A 20,319-nucleotide genomic window follows, 5' to 3' on the forward strand; every position below is an offset into this window, starting at 1 on the left:
AGATTTATTAAATCGCACTAATCATAAACGTAAATCGGAGTAATCTAAAATCATGAATCAAAGTAATCGTAAATCTAAAATCGAATCAATCTAAAATCGTTAATCGAACCAATCGTTAATCAAAATGGCAAAACACACCTTACTTATGGAAGGTCCTGACGCGAAGGGGCTTATATTTCATGTGACAAGTGTTCTTTTTAACAACGAATGCAACATTCTCAGACAAGACGAATACGTAAGTCCGAATGGCTGGTTTTTTATGCGAACAGAGTTTGTGAGTGCCGACGATTTTGACACCCAGAAAGTATTGGTGGATTTGCGGGTTAAAGTGCCAAGTGAGGAAGTACAGTTCAGACTAAATACACAGAAGAAAAAAGATATTGTGTTGCTTTGTACCAAGGAACACCACTGTTTATCCGAGATTCTGATACGTTATGCTTTTGAAGAACTCAATGCCAATGTGTTGGCTGTTGTGAGCAATTATAACACTTTGCAGCCATTTGTAAGTAAGTTTGGTATTCCGTTTCATTACGTTTCGGCTGAAGATAAAACCCGTGAAGAACATGAAGCTGAGGTTTTAAAGACATTAGACATTTATGATCCAGAGCTTTTGGTATTAGCTAAATATATGCGGATTCTTTCTCCAGATTTTGTCTCCAAATATTCGAATAAGATTGTTAATATTCATCATTCTTTTTTGCCCGCATTTATAGGTGCCAATCCTTACAAACAAGCTTTTGAGCGGGGAGTAAAAATAATTGGAGCTACGGCACATTTTGTAAATAATCACTTAGACGAAGGTCCCATTATTGCCCAAGATACCCGTGAAGTGGATCACCGCTACTCTGCGGCTGACATGGCCCGTGATGGCCGGGATGTAGAAAAAATGGTGCTGATTAAAGCCCTTAAACTCGTTTTGGATGATCGAGTTTTCATTTTTGGCAATCGGACGGTGATTCTTTAAAAGAAATACCCAATCCGAATCACGAAAGGAGAGCCACTTCCTCCAAATGTTTGCATGCTTCTATAGCCAAAACTCGGTGCTCCCATGTTGTACATAACAGAGATAAAGCTTCCACGCTGTTCTGCTCCACGGCCTTGGTAGAAACCTATTCCAACAAGCGGTGAGCCGCCCCATTTCCTTGAAGGGCCATCTACTTCCCAATTGTAAAAGTTGGTTTCGGTATTTGGAGCATTCATAAGTTCATATTCAGCCTGGGCAAATATTGGCCGCCATACTTTCTGTCTTACAAATGCTCTTCCACCAACAGCTATGTTGTTATTTTTTTGACCATATACACTTGAACCTTGATAAATAAATGACGCCCCCAAACCCACTATTGTTCCTTTGTCAGTAACATCATAACCAGCCATCGGTGAAACATCGGCGTACAATGCACCCCAAAACTGCACCCAAACGTTCCCGCCATAATGCATTCTTTGTTTCCAAGCTGGTTTGGGCTCTTCAAAAAGAACAGGTTTTTCTTCTTGCTCCTCTTTAGGTTCTTCTTCTTCTATTGGTTCAGCAGGTGGTATTATCTGAGCGGCCAAATTTAGGCTCAAAAACAAAAACAAAAGGATTTTATACATACGTTTGGTTATAAAGTACTTCAAAAGTAGGTAGTTTTATGTTTTCAATCATCTGATTTTCCAACATTCTAGCCCATTCTTTCAAATAAACGACCACATCGTCTTTGCGATTGTGACTTAATCCATGTTTTTTATCGCCCAACCCATTCAAAACCTCTGGGTCCGACAGTTTTTCTAAATGTTTGAGGTCTTCTGTTGTAAAACCAAAAGTCAGCAATTCGAAAATGATTAAGTCTATCGGCATTTGTGTTTGACCGCAGTAATGATTAACCTGCTCGTTCCAGTCACCGTGGCCTTGCATGGCGTAGGCGTGTATTTCCGCTTTAGTTCTTTGCGTAACTACTTGAGCTAGATTTCCGCAATTACACGAACCCATGTGTCCCCACATGTAAGGAGAGCCATTTTCTATATTATTTGCTGTTGTTCTCAAAGCTTCTATTACTTCTATACTTGCCTTTGCCATGATTTTGAATGTTTTATTTCATTTAAAAACTAACAATAATAAAAAAAGTTTTGGGTATTTCAATCCAAATATTAAAGGAAGGCGTAATTAATTCAAACAAATTTAAAAAAGAACAAACAATGAAAAAATTACTTAAAACTTTGGGATTAGCAGTTGGCTTTGCATTAATCGGAACTTCAACTTTTGCACAGGACGGAACTGTTACAGTAGGTGGTGAAGCTATGTATCCGAAGAAAAACATCGTTGAAAACGCAGTGAATTCTAAAGATCACACTACACTTGTGGCGGCAGTAAAAGCAGCTGGATTGGTAGATGCTTTGATGGGAGCGGGTCCGTTTACAGTTTTTGCACCAGTTAATTCGGCTTTTGACAAGCTACCTGCAGGAACCGTAGAAACCCTGCTAAAGCCAGAAAACAAAAGTACTTTGGCAAAGGTTTTAACATATCACGTAGTGGCGGGTAAGTTTGATGCCAAAGAGCTGATGAAATTAATTGAAAAAGGAAAGGGAATGACCAAGTTGAAGACGCTTTCTGGCGGTACATTGATAGCCAAAATGAACGGAGACATGAACATTTCTATAACCGACGAAAAAGGTGGAGTAGCCAATATTGCTATCTATAACGTGTATCAGTCCAACGGCGTGATACATACTTTAGACACGGTATTGTTACCGATGTAATATTTGATTTTTTGCACAAATTATTGAAAATTAAAACTGAGCCCGTTAAAGTCCCTCTCTTTTGGAGAGGGATTTAGGGTAAGGCGAGAAATTCCCCGATATCAAAGTATTCCTCCAATATGTATTTTGGTATTGATTTTTGAATTATTTTTAAAAAACCTCTAAACAAATTTTATTTTGACAACGCAAATCTCAGAAGAAGAATTGGTGAGGTCGCTCAAACAAAATAGCCAGAAGGCCTTTGAATATTTGTATGATAATTACTCGGGAAGTTTAATGGGAGTTATCACTAAAATAATCAAAGACACAGAAAAATCAGAAGATATCCTGCAAGATGCATTCCTGAAAATCTGGCGGAAAATTGGCGACTACGACCCATCAAAAGGACGACTGTTTACCTGGATGGTAAACATAGCCCGCAACACAGCCATTGATCAGTTCCGGAAGGACAAAAACATTTGGCTTGAAGACATTGAGGAATCTATCGGAGCAGTAGACAGAAAGGCTAGTTTTCAGCCAGAAATGTCGCTTTTCGATATAAAAGGACTTACAGATAAACTAAAGACAGATAGGAAAGTGTTGATAGATATGGTTTATTTTCAAGGTTATACACAGGAAGAGGCGGCGGATATTTTACAGATACCGCTCGGAACGGCCAAATCTAGGATAAGGACAGCTCTTCAGGACCTAAAAACGATTTTTAAGATATGAATACCAGCGAATATATAGCATCCGGTATATTGGAAGCATACGTGCTTGGCTCGGTTACGCCCCAGGAGAAACAAGAAGTGGAGTGTTTATCGAAAATATACCCAGAGATAAAAACAGAACTAACGGCGATAGAGGAAACGATGGAAACTTATGCTAAAATGCATGAGGTAAAGCCATCTGCTCAGCTTAAATCCAAGATTTTTGCTCAAATGAACTTCGGAGAAGAAGTTAAAGTAAGTAATAGTCTTTTGGAAAGTAAAATAGAAGAGGAAGTATTAGAAAGAGAAGTTAAGGTAATACCGATGTGGTCTAAAATAGCTGTAGCAGCATCAGTTGTATTCGGATTATTATTAGGCTGGACTTACCAAAACTCTCAGAAAATGTCCTATGAATTGGCCGAGACAAAGGCTAAAATGGGCCAAGAGGTGTCTAAAAATGCTATGACAGAAAGTGTTTTGGCTTTGTATAAAGACAACAATAGCGTGCCTATGGAACTAAAAGGTGTTGAAAAATCGCCTGATAGTAAAGTAATGGTATTCTGGAACAAGGAAGCCGAGGAAATGAAACTCATGGTAGAAAATCTCCCAGCAGCACCAAAAGGTAAACAATACCAAGTATGGGGAATTGTAGATGGTAAACCGATGGATATGGGCGTGATAGATTTAGATTTTGAAAATAAAATATTGGCCATGAAAGTACCCAAAGGCAATATAGCAGCGTTTGCGATAACGCTCGAAAAACAAGGGGGAAGTCCTACACCTACATTAGAGGAAATGTATGTGATTGGGAACGTTTAGAGGAAAAGTGTGAGAGCCCTTAACACCATTGTCGGCGGACAGTGGTGTTTTTCTGCATATTCAGATTGCCTTTTAACGTTCCAATATCACTGTTTATATAATATTTTTTGGAGGTCGAGGAAATTTGTCATTGCTTTGTCAAAATTAAAATTTTGAATAAATGAAAAACCTAGTTTTGCCTTTACTTTTGGTGTTTTCGATAGCTACCAAAGCTCAAGAAACTACACCGAAAATGGTTATTGATAAATATTTACAATCTATCGGTGGAAAAGCTGCTATTGATGGAATCAAAGACTTTTCCATGGATTTGACAGCTGAAGTTCAAGGACAGGCCATGAGTATGGTGGTGAGAAAGAAAATGCCAAATAAGTTTTTGACAATTGTGAAAGTCGACGGAATGGGTGAAGTAAACAATACTGTTTTTGACGGCGTTAAGGGCAAAATGACACAAATGGGTCAAGATCAAATCATTGAGGGAGACGGAGCTAAGGCTTTGGAGGCACAATCCAATATTATAGGAGAAGTAGTTTACCTGACTGATTTGGGTAAATTGACTTATGTAGGGAAAGAGACTATAGATGGAATTGAATGTCATAAATTGAAAGTTTTGAATGCTGCTGGAGAAGCTGAGGAATTTTATGAAGTGATTTCTGGCTATAAAAAACGTCAAATAAATGAGGTGGAATCTCCTATGGGAAAAATGAAAATTACGATAGACTATGCTGATTATAAGCAAGTTGGAGCTGTTAAATTTCCGCATTCACTTAAACAAGACATGGGTATGATGGCATTTGAATTGAAAGCCACTGATATTAAAGTGAATTCTGGTTTGGAGGATGTTTTGTTTGAAGTAAAATAAATTATAAATAAGCAATTATAGAAAAGCAGTCGTTTATGGCTGCTTTTTTTGTTGTAAATTGCTCAACAAATCATCAAAAATATGAAAGCCATCTTATTAAAAGGTCCCAACGATTGGGAATTAGCCGAGTTACCTAAGCCAGTACCCGCTAAAGGTCAAGTATTGGTCAAAATGGCCTTTGCACCCATCAATCCATCTGATTTGGCATTTTTGACGGGCAATTATGGACTGAAAAAACCATTCCCAGTAGTGCCAGGCTTAGAAGGAAGCGGGGTCGTGGTGGAATCAGGAGGAGGATTTATGGCCAATAGACTTTTGAACAAAAACGTAGCTTGCACCGCTCCAAACGCAGGAAATGGCACTTGGGCAGAATATATGCTTACCGATGCCAACAAATGTATGGATTTGAGCAAAAAAGTCAGTTTGGAGCAGGGTTCCATGCTTTTTGTAAATCCGCTCACGGCACTATCTTTTTCTAAAAAGGCTAAGAAAATGAACGCAGACCTCATCGTGTTTTCCGCAGCTGGAAGTGCTTTGGGACAAATGGTTACGCATTTTGTAAATGAAATAGATATCCCAGTTTTTGGCTTAATAAGAAAAGAAAATCTCAAAGAAGAAACTTTGAAAAAGGGTTTTTCTAAGGTTTTTTGTACTGAAAATGCAGAATTTCTGAAAGAACTAAATGCGGCAGCGAAACCATTCAAAAAAGTAATATTTTTTGATGCCGTTGGTGGAGGCTCTGTTCCTTATCAAATATTAAATGCACTGCCAGACAATACCAGAATGGTGATTTACGGTAGACTTGATCAAAATCCTAGTGATTTTTCACCACAAAATATTTTGTTTAAGCAAAACACGGTTGAAGGCTACTGGCTGAGCAAAGAAGCCCAGAAAAAGTCCATCTTGGAGGTAATATTGGACGTCCGAAAAATTCAAAAAATGCTCTCTAAAGGCTTTGAAACTCAGATTCAGAAAAAAGTCAAATTGTCAGAATTAAATTCGGGCTTAGAAACTTACGTAAAAGGGATGTCAGCGGGGAAGGTTTTGATTGATTGTCACTTCGGCTTCGCTCAGTGACCTGAATTGTCTTCTGGAGCGTGCAGAAGTGTCTCCCTAAGCTTGTCGAAGGGACGTGGAGTATTATTGTAAATCCTGACCACCAATTGGAACGTAGCTTCGACAAGTTCACCTTGACATTAGAGGTCACTGAGCGGAGTCGAAGTGAGCCCACTTATTCATGGCCAAAACCATCAAAGCCGTAGTGTAAGCCTCTGATTTAAAGTGTAATACATTCCTCACGACTGTTCCTCCTGAAAAAAAGACGCCGCCATTCCATGACCCGTCTTCATTTTGGTGTTTTAACAAATAGCTCATCGTTAGGTCAATTCGGTCTTTTGGCACATTATAGCCAAGTTCTTTGAGGTTTAGTAGGCTCGTAAGACCATAAACGGTCGATTGCAGAATATCTTTTTTATTTACTTTTCTACGGCTCTCAAAGTGTCCATCTGGGAATTGTGTATTTATCAAATGTGACAGAATTACTTGTCCATTTGCAGTTAATTTATCTTTTCCGGCAAGCATACTTCTGCTCACGGCATAATGAAAATGGTATTTGTTGGGGTAATACATACCCGCTCGGCTCCACCGTCCACGATTTATTTGGTAATAGATTAGTTTTTCTGCTCCAGTTTTACCCTTTGATTTTTCTATTTGATTTGTAGAACCCAAGTATGTCAGAATATTTGCATTTACTACGGCGTCGATATCATTAGCTCCCCAAGGAATATAAGGAACGAATGGTCTAGGGTTAGCACAACTACTAGGTAAATAAAACACCAAATTGTGCATGGCAGCTTTGAAAAAACTCCAGCGTTTAAATTCTCGCTCTTTTCCCTGCCACGTCAAAAAAGCATTGGTTTCTCTGGGTATTTTTACCAAGAAATTGTGCCAATGGTAGGCTTTTCTGTTGCTATCCAAATATTTATCAAAAGCTGCATAACTCACATTTTGACCATTATTTTTTCCGAATATTTTTGAATAATAATATAGGGACAAATTACCCATAGAGGTGTCGTCATTGTCAAAAGCTACGTTGGCTGCGTTGTTTATAAACCTCGTGTTGAGTTTATAGTGCGTTGGTCTTCTTACCAAAAGGCCTTCAGGATTATTGGTTTTTCTGGATAAATCTCTGTTTGGGGGAAGTAATTTCCAGAAATTAAATAGCGAATCTTTTCTATAGCTAAGTAGCTCAGGATAAGCATTTTTTAGCATGCTTTTTATTTGTAGCTGTGCAGTATCCTGTAAATATGCCTCAGCCAAAGCATTGAATATGCCCGTCATATTAAAGCAGTTCGAATCTCGATATTTTTCTGATTTCCCGAGTAGCACGAAAGCATTGGTCATGTGCATGTAGGCGGGCCATTCGCCAGCAAATGTCTTATTTTCAGTTGTGGTTTTTATTTGAGAATTTTCAAGATAGTTGAGAGCTTTCTGTTTCTGAAGTTCTATTTTTTTCAAAGAAATTTCTTGCCCAAATGACCTTAAGCCAAGAAAACTCAGAAGTATTAATAGAACTCCTCTCATAGCTTATTGAAGAACGTCAGCTATCTTGCGGTCGTTGGCCAATCTTGGCACCTTGTTTTGGCCACCAAGTTTGCCTATCGAACGCATGTAGTCTATGAATGCATTGTTTTTCAGTGGCTTAATTACCAAAGGACGCAGGATGTTTCCAACAATCAAATCCTGATAGTATACATTGAGTTCTACCATTTTTTGGTCCAAATCTTTCGCAAACTGCTCAGGATTGTGTGGAGGACGGGCAAACTCTACTAACCATTCGTGATAGGGGAGGCCTTCAACCGGTGCAACCATCGGTGCAACCGTAAACTCTATAATCTCTACTTCAGGGTGAAGATTACACGCATGTTTCATGGCTTTTTCTACCTCTTCACCTATTACATGTTCACCAAATGCGGAAATAAAATGCTTGATTCTTCCTGAAACTACTATTCGGTGAGGATGAAGGGATACAAATTTTACTGTATCGCCAATCGAATAACCCCAAAGACCAGCGTTGCTGTTGATGACCAACGCATAGTTTTTATTCAATTCTACTTGACCAATGTGCAGTCTGGTCGGGTTTTCTTCAAAATATTCGTCGGCAGGTATAAACTCGAAGAAAATGCCTGTATCGAGCAATAATAACATTCCAGGTTCTTTTTGTGAATCTTGGTAAGCTATAAACCCTTCTGATGCCGGATAAAGCTCTATCGAGTCTATTTTTTTGCCAATAGATTCAAACAATTTTGCCTTGTAAGGTTCAAAATTTACTCCGCCATATATAAATAGCTCAAAATTAGGGAAAACGTCTTTGATCTTTTTGCCAGTTCGTTCTTCTATTCTGTCAAAATACATTTGTACCCATGGCGGAATTCCCGAAATCAAGCCCATGGGTTGTTCAATGGTTTCGTCTATTATTTTATCGAGTTTGGTCTCCCAGTCATCAATGCAATTGGTCTCGTAACTTGGCATTTGGTTGGTTCTCAAATACCCCGGCACGTGGTGATTGGATATGCCTGAAAGTCGACCAGTGAAAATGCCGGCTTTTTTGTCCAATTCTGGACTTCCCGAAAGAAAAATGAGTTTTTTGTCCAAGAATTGAGCTTTACCAGTTTCATGAACATAAGCCAAAATGGCGTTTTTTGCGGAGTTGATGTGGTTATTAATCGATTCTTTCGATATTGGAATATATTTTACACCTGATGTAGTTCCGGAGGTTTTGGCCAAATAAAGTGGTTTATCTTTCCATAGGATATCTGGCTCGCCTTTTACCACTCTTTCTATGTAGGGTTTTAGATCTTCGTAGTCTCTAACAGGAACATTTTTTTTGAAATCTTCATAAGTCTTTATCTCGCCAAAACTGTGGTCTTTACCGAAAGCCGTATTTTGGGCTTCGCTGACCAGTTTTTGCATCCAGTTGGTTTGCGTTTTTTCTGGATTCTTTAACCACTTTTTGGTTTGGTAGGCCGCTAATGCCGCCAGAGGTTTACTAAAAAAAGACCGAATTCCCATAGATTATTATTTGGTACAAAACTAAGTATTTTGAAATGAATTTTTCGGCTTTTATTGTCAAATTCTAATTAAACGTACTAATATGAGTGGATTGAAAATAGTATGAATTTGGTCATATATTTTAAAATATTTAATCCATGAAAATTCGTCATTTTAAAAAATTATTCTATTCAAAATCAGATTAAAGTTCTCAAAATCAATCAAATAGTCGATATTTTTTTTTTTTTATAAACAATGTATTTCATCATAGTATATTATTGTTTTTAGAAATAGATTTACAAAAAAAATAGTATTCTCATGACAGAAACATTTAATTTACTCGAATACGGCATTAACCCTAAAGTAGTTATTAGGAATGCTGCTCCAGCACAATTGTATGCTTTAGCCATCAAGTATGAACCAGAGGCCGAAATTACCAGTTCGGGTGCATTGGCTCTAAAATCAGGCACCAAAACCGGCCGAAGCCCTAAGGACAAGCGAATTATTGAACGCCCTGAAAGCGTAAACGATATTTGGTGGGGTAGTGTGAATATCAAAATGGATGAACACGTTTTTGATATCAATAAACAACGGGCCTTAGATTATTTTAATACCAGAACCAGAATTTATGTAGTGGATGGTTTTGCAGGATGGGATCCAAAATACCAGATAAAAGTACGTGTGATTTGTACGCGACCATACCATGCATTGTTTATGCACAATATGCTCATCAGACCTACCCAGGAACAGTTGGCCACTTTTGGGAAGCCCGACTACGTGATCTATAACGGTGGTGAATTTCCAGCGAATACTTTTACGTCACACATGAATTCTCGCACGAGCGTGGATTTGTGTTTCGAGCGAAAAGAATTTGTAATTCTCGGTACTGAATATGCTGGCGAAATGAAAAAAGGGGTGTTCACCGTCATGAATTATATTATGCCAAAAAAAGGCATCATGAGCATGCACTGTTCGGCCAACATGGGAAGTGACAACGCCGACGTTTCGCTTTTCTTTGGCCTCAGTGGAACAGGTAAAACTACGCTTTCGGCCGATCCTGATAGAAAATTGATTGGTGATGACGAACATTGTTGGTCTGACGATGGGGTGTTTAACATTGAGGGTGGTTGTTATGCCAAAGCCATTGACCTCTCTGCCGAAAAAGAGCCTGAGATTTTTAATGCAATTAGATTTGGGACTGTTTTAGAAAATGTTGTACTAGATCCTATCACATCCGAGGTAGATTATACCGATGCGAGCATTACGGAAAACACTCGTGCGGCCTATCCGATTGAATACATTCCAAATGCTCAAATACCTTGTATTGGTGGACATCCGAATCATATAATTTTCTTGACAGCAGATGCTTATGGCGTATTGCCGCCTGTGTCTAAATTGAGTCCAGAACAGAGTATGTATCATTTTATAAGTGGTTACACAGCCAAAGTTGCCGGTACTGAAATGGGCGTAACAGAGCCTCAAGCCACATTTTCGGCTTGTTTTGGGGCGGCATTTATGGTGTGGCATCCGAGCAAATATGCTGAACTTTTGGCCGAAAAAATCAAAAAACACAATACCAAAGTTTGGTTGGTAAATACAGGTTGGATAGGCGGTGCTTATGGAGTTGGTAGCCGTATAAAACTTAAATACACGAGAGCCATCATTCATGCCATACATTGTGGTGCTTTGGAAAATGTGGAGACTACAAAAGACGACCGATTTGGATTTGAAATACCAACTTCTTGCCCAGAAGTACCGTCTGAACTTTTGATTCCATCCAACACTTGGGCGGATAAAGCCGCTTACGAGACTCAAGCCAAACACTTGGCGGGCTTATTTGTAGAAAACTTCAAGAAATTTGAAGAAGGTAGTTCGGAGGCGATTATTGCTGCTGGGCCTAAAGTTTGATAAATTTTTTTTTGGAAATGGCATGGAGTTTTAGTCAACTTCATGCTATTTTTTTGCCCATTTTACTAAATAATGAAGGACAAATAATTAATCGCACTAAAATCACTGAATTCCACGGAATTTTTTTTGTAAAAAGTGGAAATTTAAATACTGTGTGATTCTGAGTAATTCCTTTTGAGAAGTTTTAAGCACAATAATCATTTATTACCCAACCAACTCAAAGCATTGATAATCATCTGATTCTGTGTTTCATTTTGAAACTGGAATGACAACTCTTTATTCGTTTTATTTTCATAGTCTATGTCGTTGTGGCCCATGTTTACATAGAGCATTTTGTATTTGGTATTCGTCCAGACTACTGGATAGTCGCCACTGTGCCAAATTTCGTGGGCTTTGGGGCCGGTGCCGAGCGGAAAACTACTTGGGTCTAGTGAAATCAACACTTTGATGTCTTTGTTTTTTCGCAAATCATGCTCCCACCTGTACCATTCGTTGGGTGAAGACTTGAAGGTTTCGGGCAATCCTTTGGCTACTGGATGTTTTCGGTCTTCTATTTTTAGAATGGCCGAAGTTGGACGCCAAGTATTACTTTTATATTGGCCTGAGCCGAGAAATTCATTGTGATACCAGTCCCAATCTTGGTTAAACTTGGAGTTGTTGAGTGCAAAACCCGCAAAATGAAAGCCCAACCAAGCCCCTCCATTTTCCATATATTTCTGAAAGGCTTTTCTCTGATTCGCATCTTCTGGGCGTGTGTCTAAGAATATAACCAGCTGATATTTAGTAAGAAAATCATCGTTCAGGTTCGCCCAATTGTCAGTAGAATCATAAGTGAAATTATGTTTAGCTGCCACCTCAGGTAACCAGCGATTAGCCTCATGCACAAAACTGATATGTGCCTGATCGTTTTTTGCTGTGTAAAAGGTGATTGCTTTGAAACTTATGGGTTTTTGAGCTTTAATTTCTACGAAAATAGAAATTAGTAGTAAAAATTGAAAAATTCTTTTTTTCAATTGATGTATATTAGATTTAAGTATTCATTTAATTAAATGGTTTTTTTTTCTTCCCTCAATTCCTCCTAGCAGCATTCACCCTAGGCAACACCGGCAAACTTTCATGGCCTTTGGCACCTACGGCTTGTACCGCAAAAATGTAATTGTCTTTAGAATAGGGGAGTTTAAGTTCGAGATTTTCGGTGTAAAATTTCTTTTGCCAAAACGACTGGTGTGTTTCACGCATCAATACGTAGTAACCAGCGGCTTTGCCTTGTTTCGGGGCAGACCAATGCAGGTTTGTAGCGTTGCCGAGGCCTTGTACGTCTATCATTACGTCTTCGGGTACGGCAGGGGCGAAGGCTAAATTGGCCAAAGTAGCCAAGTTTACTGCTACATTTTTTCTCAAATATTCAAAGTCCATAAATTTATGCAGGTCGCCATATTCTACTCCGTTTTCGGTTCTTAGGTCTTGGTGTTGGTGCAGAAAGTTCTCGTTCATTTCTGACATTCTTACGGCTGCAAAACCTTCGGTTACAAACGGCGTGTGGTCGCCGCCACGGAGAAATCTGTCGTTTCGGTAAATCATCACCACTTCTAGGTTGTCCACATATCGCTCACCGATTTCCTTCACATATCTGGCCACTTGTCGAGAATGGCCATCGTTTTCGTATCCAAATTGCCTGATGGCACCTACTTTTTTGTCGGTCTCGAAAGCTGGAATTCCTTCACTAAAAACCCTGACTCTGGTGTTGTCAATAATATTGGTTTCGTTGGAATTGTTGCTGCCCATGATGTCGTTGTTCAGCAAAGCCACCAAATTCCAGTTTTCGGATTTGGCTTTTTTGGCCAAATAATTGGCCCCTAAAAGTCCTTGCTCTTCGCCACTGAAAACCGTGAAAATCACCGTTGCAGGAAATTTTGAAGCGGCCAAAACTCTGGCCAATTCTATTACAGCGACTGTTCCGCTACCGTCGTCGTTGGCTCCCGGTGCGTCTGAAGTACGGTTCATTACATCTGTTACTCGGCTGTCTATGTGGCCACTCACCATAAAAATTCTGTTATCGGTCGGGTCGGTACCTTTTATTACGGCCATCACGTTTTCCATTTCTATTTTGGCATCTATGCGTCGGCCATCTGGCTCAAGCGTCCATTTGTCGAGATAAGCGGTCATACGCCCATCGGATTTTTTGGAGAATTCAAGGAATTTGTCCAAAACCCATTTTCGGGAAGCACCAATGCCTGTTTTCGGGTCTGTGGTATTGCTGAGGGTACTTCTAGTGCCAAAAGTCACGAGTTTCTTTACATAAGCACTTAAAGTATCACTCGATATTTGCCCAATAAATCCTGAGATTAAGGGGTCTCTTTTTACAATTTCTTGGGCAGAAGTTTTACCTGAAATTGACAAAATGAATAAACTTGAGAGGAAAACGGATTTTATAATTTTCACTGGTTTTTTGTTAATTTGAAAGCTAAAATAACTTAAAAAATCAAAAAACTTTCGAAGAAGTAGACCTTTGTCGGTTTCTGGTAGATTGAATTGAACACTAATTTATTATTTTAAATAGTTAGACCAATGAAGTTTAGAACTTCAACTACAAAATAATTCGGAGGGATTTAGTGTTTTAAATCTTTCTTCTTCTCGAAATCGGCACAACTGTGCCATTAGAAAGTAGAACTTCTGCAGTAGAGATGGCCACCACATGCTCCATGTTTACCATGTAAGTACGGTGTACCCTTTTAAAGTTATGTTCTTGGAGCAAGTTCTCGTATTTTTTAAGTGTATAAGAGCAAATGAAACTCTTACTGTTAAGAATATTAATCTCCGTGTAGTTGATATGCGATTTTAGAAACAGGATTAGGCTGGTGTCTATCTTCAGTTTCGTGTCTAGATTTATAATCATTATAGTGTAAGTTTTCAGTAAAGCAATTAACGGTTTTCTATTAAGGGATGAAAATATTTTTTTGTGAAATGCCCCTTATTTTTTGTGAAATTAGATATTTAGAAAAAATATTGATTTTGAATGCTTTGAACATGATTTGTCTTTATTTTAGCAGGGAATAATTTCCTTTATGAAGTTTAAGATTCTCCTATTTCTGTGTTTGTGTATCAGTAAGGGCATTGCCCAAACCAAGCCTACTTTTGAGGAAGAGAAGAAGGCCATCGCTTATTCTCTTTTGACCGAAGCCATAGCCAAAAACGACTCCGTAAAAATGGCTGATGGTTATTATGAAATGGGCAAATATGAGGCGGGCATTGGGAACTTAATTTCTGGAATTACTTGGTTAAAAAAAGCCATGCCGTTATACAAAAAACAGAAGCGATACTTCGAGTACGGTAGGATTTATCAAAGAATTGCGGAGTGTCAAATGGCTAAAAAAGACTTCAGGCAAGCGAAATTATTTTCGGATAGTGCAATGACTGTTTTCAAAACCCATGACTTGCCCAAAGGAATTATATCCAACTACTTGTTTATATGTGGTTTAAGCTTCGAACATCTAAAAAAACCTCCAGCTGAGATACTGAGTAAATTCGATGAAATGCTCCTATTTGCCAAGAATAATGACTTGGAAATCGAGTTTATTTTTTTATACAAAATGAAAGGAAACGTATTGAAAGATACTGAACCGAAGGCAGCATTGGAGGCTTTTGAGCTTTCGAAAAAATACATGTATAAATACAATTATGAGCGATTAATAACTGGTTTAAACGCCATGATGGCAGCCTGTTATGCCCGAATTGGGCAGCCTGCAAAAGCGAGGGAATTGATAGGAGATAATTCAAACACGGTTTATAATACCAAAAAAGACCAGTTTACATCCTATAAGTTTGAAAGACTGCTTGCAGAAATGGAAATATATAAAGCAGAAAAAAACTGGGAAATGGCTTTAGAAAAACAAGCGGATTATATGAATTTGCAAAATGAAATTCATGCTTCGGAGGTGAGTAGATTAGAGTCGGGGCTTAATTCCTTAGAGGATTCGGCCTTGAGAAAAAGTCAGGAAAGAGAACTCCTGCTCCAATCTCAATTGTTGCAGTCTAACAAAAGGCTCTTGAATATTTTGATAGTGGTTGGCTTTATGTTTCTAATGTTGTTGGTTCTATTGTTTTTTCAAAACAGCAAAAATCAAAAATTGGCTCAAAAATACCTTAACATTAGCCACAAAAACGAATTACTCATAAAAGAACAAAGTCACCGCGTCAAGAACAACTTGCAGGTAATTTCAAGTCTGATTGGCCTTCAAAAAAACCGCCTCAAAAACAAAGAAATACAGGATTCTTTGGAAGAAATGCAGGGCAGAATATCTGTAATGAGTGTTTTACAACAGCTTTTTTATGAGTCAAACGATTCGGTCAAAATCAAGCTCGGCGATTATTTTGAACAAATATTAAACAAAACAGAGGTGATTTTCAACAAACCCGTTGAAAGGTTTTTTTCGGTCGAAAACGCATTAATTGACCCAGATTTAGCCATTCATTTGGGAATAATTTTTAATGAATTACTTACGAATAGTTTCAAGTATGCTTTTGGTTTTGAAAATCTCCAGCCGAAAGTTTCCGTGTCTTTTTTTATCAAAAACGGCGAGTTATATTTTGAATACAAAGACAACGGTTCTAACGCAAATTTGTTAATTTTCGAGAAGGAATTTTATACTACATCGCAGTCTTTCGGGCTTAGCCTTATACGTCTAAAGTCGAGTGAATTGGCAGGAGATTATAGTTTTGCTTACGAAAACGGCCTTAAGTTTAAATTAAAATGCATTTATCATGAAGCCAAGAGTCTTAATAGTTGAAGATGAGTTGATTACCGCCATGGAGTTCAAAGAAGCACTAATGGATGCTGGCTTTGAGGTGCCAGTCATTGCCGACAAGGTTTCGAAAGCCAAAGCTGCATTTGAAACGATGGCTTTTGATCTTCTTTTGCTCGATATTACACTTAAACATGACCATTTAAACGGCTTGGATTTTGCCGATATGGTGAGAAAAACTTCTACCGTACCCATTATGTTTATTACGGCTGACACCAACGAAACCATGCTTGAAAAAATGAATAGCTTGGGCAACTGTAACTACATGATGAAAGCCGTGAGAACGCCCGAGTTGGTGTTTAAATCGAAACTGATGATTGGGGCTAAGGAAAATAATGGAACAGAAAATGTTAAATATCAAGAGGTTGTATTGCTGCCAATCAATAAATCTCACCAAAAAGTAAAAAAAGCAGACATTGTGGCCATTAAGGGCAATGGTTCTTATTCGGATATTTATATTGCAACGGAAATCCACTACCACACCCTTTCCATGAACATGAAAAAACTCTTAGAAGGTTTAGATTATCCGGATTTGTTCAAACTCAATCGTTCCAATATCGTCAACTTGAACTTTGTAGAAAAAATAGAAAAAGATCAGCTTTATCTGAGCAGTCACGAGCTTAAATTCACTTTGGCCAAAGGCATTAAAAAGGAAATTCTGGAACTTTTGCCAAATGTGAGGACCTGAGTCAGAGTAGATATTGAAAAAAAAGACACAAAAAAAGCAACCATTACTGATTGCTTTTTTAAAAATGCTCCCGAAGCTGGGCTCGAACCAGCGACCCTCTGATTAACAGTCAGAAATTTTAGTTTTTTAATACTTTTCGATACTTATTAATATTTATCATAAAGCATTAATAATTAATATTTTATGTATTATTTTATCTCTTACTATTTTTTAATCATTTGATTATTTACTACTTTTGTTTTGCACATTGTTTTGCACATTTTAAGAAATCAGTAAATAAAATTATGGCTACCTCAAAAATTTATTTGGATTCAAGAAGGAATATGGATGGGTTTGGAATCATTAAAATATTGGTCATTCACAATAGAATCCAAAGAATGTATTCTACTGGGGTGAAAATTAAAGAGGATGATTTTAAAAAGTTTCAAACCTATGTTACTGAGGATGGTTTGAGTGGTAAAGTAAAGAATGAAGAACTTATTTACTTGCATAAATTACTTTATGGTAAATCTATTTTTAATAATATTGAACAAGAGGGTTATCTACTTCGGTCAAAGACTATAATATCGGAGTTGGGAAATGATTTTACATTTGAGAAATTCAAATATCGGTTTGATAATTTTGAAAGTGTGAAAAAGAGAACTGCATCTAATGAGATTGGTGTGTTTTTATATTTCGACAATTATATTCGAACCCTAAAGAAAGAAGAGAGAATTGGAAGTGCTTTGGCATATCAATCTGCTGCAAATTCTATTAAACGATTTTTAGTAGATATGACTAAACATACAAGATATGAACTCAATTTGCCGGTATTTAATATATCTGCAAACATTGAAATTTCATTTGATGATATTTCTGTTGCTTTTTTAGAAGAGTATGAAAAATGGATGTTAAAGTGTGGGAAGAAAAGTCAAACAAAAGATGGCATTAATACGCCAGCTAGTATTACCAGTGTTGGCGTTAATTTGAGGCATCTTCGATCAATTTTTAATGTGGCGAAGGAGGATAAAATCACTAGTAATTACCCATTTGGTAAAAAACTATATCAAATCCCAGCAAGTAATAATACCAAGAAAGCCTTATCTAAGTCTGATATTCAGAAAATTTTGTCCTTTCAGGCGGATTCTAACACAATGGAGAAAAGGAGCCATGATTTATGGGTCTTTTCATATCTCGGTAATGGAATGAATTTTGCAGATATTTGCCTTCTAAGAAAGGTGGATTTTGACAAGAAGGAAAAGAGCTTAACTTTTGTAAGAGAAAAAACCAAAAGGACTAATAAAAGGAATCAAAAGTCAATAAAGGTGTATTTAGATAGCCAGCAATTGGATATTTTGGAAAGATGGAAATCAAAATCAGGCTCGTACTTATTTGAATTCCTACAAATTGGCATGGATGCCACAAAGATTAAATCAACTATAACCCAACTTATTCAGGTAACGAACAAACACATAAGAAATATTGGTAAAAAACTCGAAATCCAAGACGATATCACAACTTACACAGCCAGGCATTCTTTTGCAACCATATTACTTAGAAGCGAAGCCCCAATAGCTTTTATCTCAAAATCTTTGGGACACGCCAGCCTCCAAACGACTGAATCATATTTAGGATCGTTTGAAGAAGAGAAGGTGAAGGAATATTTGAAGGCGTTGAGGTAAGGAAATATGCTGCATGTTTACAGAAATTGACATTTTTTTAATCATATTTTATTATAAATAAGGGAATGATAAAATCAATCAAACAAAAAGTGTAATAACGCCATCTATTATTATCTCACTATCAAAATCTTCCCGACCTTATCAGCTAAAGTTCCCCTATTGTATTTTATTCTATATGCCACTTGATGGCCAATCATACTCTTTAGTGCCTCCAAAAGTGTATTGTCCTCATAAATTGAGAACATACCTGTCTTATGAAAAATAAGATGGCCTTGCCTGTTGTATAAAAATAACTCCAAATCAGGAAAAGCCTCCTTGTTAAAGATCTCTAAGGTTTCATTGATATTATCTCCATTAATCGTTACTACATCAGGTAAATAAAGATTCTCTTCCTGATCCTTCGGGCAGTTGTCACCCCAAACTACATTCAATTCTTCTACCTTGCTAATACAACCTGCTTCTCCACCAAAAATAGTGTATTTCCCAGGCATTGTAAGTGGCATTCCAGCGGGTCCATCCCAAACAAGCTCTTCATCCTTAAACCATTTAAACAAACCATATACCCCAAAATCCTGACTTACATTGTAATAATGGAATGTTCTAGGACAAACTATGAGATCTTTAATTGTGGGTTCTGTCGTTGGATATTTGCTGCCAATAAGAACTCCTGTAAAAACAGAAATAGAGTCATTAGGACATCCAGAGGGCGAAAATTTTGCAATAAATACACCATTTTCTTTAACTGTCAATGTCTCAGCCTTTACTACATAGCCATTATTGCCCAGCTTTTGCCATGAAACATCCCTATTAAATTCATTACTTACTAGTTTAAGCACAGCTGGCTTGTCAACACACCCGTAAACATTATTGAAACTGCTCTCAACGACTGGTCTACGGTTTTTAGCTTTTAATTCAACTGGTTCTGAAACACCAGTGGTCAAACATAATTTGTTGTTTGCTAAAGAAACCGTATAAATCCCTTCATCTGGAGTAATAAGAACATTACTTGTTTGATTGATTATGATGTTTCCATTTCTCTTCCACTCATATAGATATCCAGGAATGTTCTCAACCTCTAATTGTACTTTTAGATTGTAGCACATTAAATACTTTTCCTCTTCAACATTATTTATTTTAATAATGGGTTTAGTAATTGTCTCTACTGGGCAATCGACCACCCAAAAGGTTAATTCTCTAAGATTTGCTCCCATACTCTTGCCGTTTCTAAACTGTTCAACTTTTACTACAATAGTGTACATACCAGTTCGATCACACAAGCTCGAAATCATTCCCGTTTTTGAATCAATTGATAAAGAGTTGCCCTTTCCTAATGGCCTATTATCGCTAAATCCTGATGTCCATTCAAGAAACTTTATACTGGGATAATATTTGAATAGTTGACTATTATCAGTTGCTCCTTTGTTGTATCCAGCTTGTGGCCTAATTAAGGAATAACGAAGTTCATCTTTAGTACCATTGACATCTAAAAAATCTTCTGCACTAAAGTCGATTGTAAACGCTTTATTTTTGCAATAGTAAAACGTGTTTAACTGTTTCTTAAAAAAAGGGATAATATTTAATTCGTTGTCATCTTTAAAAGCAGGAACTTCAAAAGCTATGGCAAATGAAGGCTTCAAGTTACTTTTAACATTTGAAATTTCACTAGGTCGGCAACAAATGTCAAGAACAAAATAATAATCTTGGGGATCAAAACTATCATATGCTTCAAAAACGAATTCCTTTTCTTCATATTCTTCATGAAACACTTCAACTTTAAAACTATCGGAACACTTTAAATTACCGGATTCAACCCTTTTTGCTCTTTTAATTTTATTTATGGTCAAACCCAGGTTAGTCAATTTACCACTAGATTTTTTGTAAGCAACAATATTAAAAGACTGATTGTCTGGAAAGGGAAAGTCCTTAACATAAAGATCCACTTTGATAGGAAATACAAATTTACTTTTAGTCCAAGATATATATTTCTTACCCCAAACCAAATTAACCCCTACTATTTCCTGTGCATGTAGGCTGGGAGCAATCAACAAAATAAAAAATAAAAGTGTGCCACTTAATAATAATTTCATTTTGACTCAGAAAAATAATTTGG

General features: G+C 37.4%; 18 protein-coding genes. 10 read left to right on the forward strand and 8 right to left on the reverse strand.

The window, feature by feature from the left end; translation table 11 throughout:
- Positions 1-124 precede the first annotated feature (124 nt).
- Positions 125-964, forward strand: a complete 840-nt coding sequence (gene purU, locus EGI24_RS03505) for a formyltetrahydrofolate deformylase (protein WP_255046923.1) — start codon at positions 125-127, stop codon at positions 962-964.
- Here purU and EGI24_RS03510 read toward each other — a convergent pair.
- The gene (locus EGI24_RS03510) at positions 961-1,590 is read right to left on the reverse strand and encodes a hypothetical protein (RefSeq protein WP_255046924.1); all 630 of its coding nucleotides are present in this window, start codon (positions 1,588-1,590) and stop codon (positions 961-963) included. The genes purU and EGI24_RS03510 overlap by 4 nt on opposite strands.
- Positions 1,583-2,053 carry a hypothetical protein gene (locus tag EGI24_RS03515; protein WP_255046926.1) on the reverse strand — a complete coding sequence of 157 codons (471 nt, stop codon included), beginning with the start codon at positions 2,051-2,053 and terminating at the stop codon, positions 1,583-1,585. Before EGI24_RS03515 ends, EGI24_RS03510 begins: the two co-directional genes overlap by 8 nt.
- A gap of 119 nt (positions 2,054-2,172) precedes the next feature.
- Between EGI24_RS03515 and EGI24_RS03520 the strand changes: the two genes are divergently transcribed.
- The 5 genes from EGI24_RS03520 (at position 2,173) to EGI24_RS03540 (ending at position 6,177) form a co-directional block, all read left to right on the forward strand.
- Positions 2,173-2,733, forward strand: a complete 561-nt coding sequence (locus EGI24_RS03520; protein ID WP_255046927.1) for a fasciclin domain-containing protein — start codon at positions 2,173-2,175, stop codon at positions 2,731-2,733.
- 177 nt (positions 2,734-2,910) lie between these two features.
- Positions 2,911-3,444, forward strand: coding sequence for an RNA polymerase sigma factor (locus EGI24_RS03525; protein WP_255046928.1), 534 nt, complete (start codon positions 2,911-2,913; stop codon positions 3,442-3,444).
- Entirely contained in the window at positions 3,441-4,241 is an 801-nt protein-coding gene (locus EGI24_RS03530; RefSeq protein WP_255046929.1) for an anti-sigma factor domain-containing protein, read from the forward strand. Before EGI24_RS03525 ends, EGI24_RS03530 begins: the two co-directional genes overlap by 4 nt.
- Before the next feature lie 160 nt (positions 4,242-4,401).
- Positions 4,402-5,100 (forward strand): hypothetical protein, encoded by a 699-nt coding sequence (locus EGI24_RS03535; RefSeq protein ID WP_255046931.1) that lies wholly within the window; start codon positions 4,402-4,404, stop codon positions 5,098-5,100.
- A gap of 81 nt (positions 5,101-5,181) precedes the next feature.
- The gene (locus EGI24_RS03540; protein WP_255046933.1) at positions 5,182-6,177 is read left to right on the forward strand and encodes an alcohol dehydrogenase catalytic domain-containing protein; all 996 of its coding nucleotides are present in this window, start codon (positions 5,182-5,184) and stop codon (positions 6,175-6,177) included.
- Between the two features lie 126 nt (positions 6,178-6,303).
- Here EGI24_RS03540 and EGI24_RS03545 read toward each other — a convergent pair whose 3' ends face one another.
- Positions 6,304-7,683 (reverse strand): hypothetical protein, encoded by a 1,380-nt coding sequence (locus EGI24_RS03545; RefSeq protein WP_255046934.1) that lies wholly within the window; start codon positions 7,681-7,683, stop codon positions 6,304-6,306.
- Positions 7,684-7,686: 3 nt separating this feature from the next.
- A complete protein-coding gene (locus EGI24_RS03550) occupies positions 7,687-9,171 on the reverse strand; it encodes a GH3 auxin-responsive promoter family protein (RefSeq protein ID WP_255046935.1) in 1,485 nt (494 codons plus the stop codon).
- A 297-nt stretch (positions 9,172-9,468) separates the two neighbouring features.
- On the opposite strand from EGI24_RS03550, the gene pckA reads away from it, so the two are divergent.
- Complete coding sequence (pckA, locus tag EGI24_RS03555; protein ID WP_255046936.1) at positions 9,469-11,058, forward strand: phosphoenolpyruvate carboxykinase (ATP); 1,590 nt, start codon at positions 9,469-9,471, stop codon at positions 11,056-11,058.
- Positions 11,059-11,255: 197 nt separating this feature from the next.
- Here pckA and EGI24_RS03560 read toward each other — a convergent pair whose 3' ends face one another.
- The 3 genes from EGI24_RS03560 to EGI24_RS03570 form a co-directional block, all read right to left on the reverse strand.
- Positions 11,256-12,071, reverse strand: a complete 816-nt coding sequence (locus EGI24_RS03560; protein ID WP_255046937.1) for a ThuA domain-containing protein — start codon at positions 12,069-12,071, stop codon at positions 11,256-11,258.
- A gap of 55 nt (positions 12,072-12,126) precedes the next feature.
- Entirely contained in the window at positions 12,127-13,491 is a 1,365-nt protein-coding gene (locus tag EGI24_RS03565) for a M20/M25/M40 family metallo-hydrolase (RefSeq protein WP_409035466.1), read from the reverse strand.
- 184 nt (positions 13,492-13,675) lie between these two features.
- Entirely contained in the window at positions 13,676-13,954 is a 279-nt protein-coding gene (locus tag EGI24_RS03570) for a LytTR family DNA-binding domain-containing protein (protein WP_255046938.1), read from the reverse strand.
- A 169-nt stretch (positions 13,955-14,123) separates the two neighbouring features.
- On the opposite strand from EGI24_RS03570, the gene EGI24_RS03575 reads away from it, so the two are divergent.
- The 3 genes from EGI24_RS03575 (at position 14,124) to EGI24_RS03585 (ending at position 18,209) form a co-directional block, all read left to right on the forward strand.
- Positions 14,124-15,845, forward strand: a complete 1,722-nt coding sequence (locus EGI24_RS03575; protein ID WP_255046939.1) for a sensor histidine kinase — start codon at positions 14,124-14,126, stop codon at positions 15,843-15,845.
- Entirely contained in the window at positions 15,820-16,548 is a 729-nt protein-coding gene (locus EGI24_RS03580) for a LytTR family DNA-binding domain-containing protein (protein WP_255046940.1), read from the forward strand. Before EGI24_RS03575 ends, EGI24_RS03580 begins: the two co-directional genes overlap by 26 nt.
- A 284-nt stretch (positions 16,549-16,832) precedes the next feature.
- Positions 16,833-18,209, forward strand: coding sequence for a site-specific integrase (locus EGI24_RS03585; protein ID WP_255046941.1), 1,377 nt, complete (start codon positions 16,833-16,835; stop codon positions 18,207-18,209).
- 110 nt (positions 18,210-18,319) lie between these two features.
- Here the strand turns inward: EGI24_RS03585 and EGI24_RS03590 are convergent, their stop codons facing one another.
- Entirely contained in the window at positions 18,320-20,296 is a 1,977-nt protein-coding gene (locus EGI24_RS03590) for a gliding motility-associated C-terminal domain-containing protein (RefSeq protein ID WP_255046942.1), read from the reverse strand.
- Between the last annotated feature and the right edge of the window lie 23 nt (positions 20,297-20,319).

The sequence above is a fragment of the Lacihabitans sp. CS3-21 genome (assembly GCF_024343675.1).
Taxonomy (GTDB): Bacteria; Bacteroidota; Bacteroidia; order Cytophagales; family Spirosomataceae; genus Leadbetterella.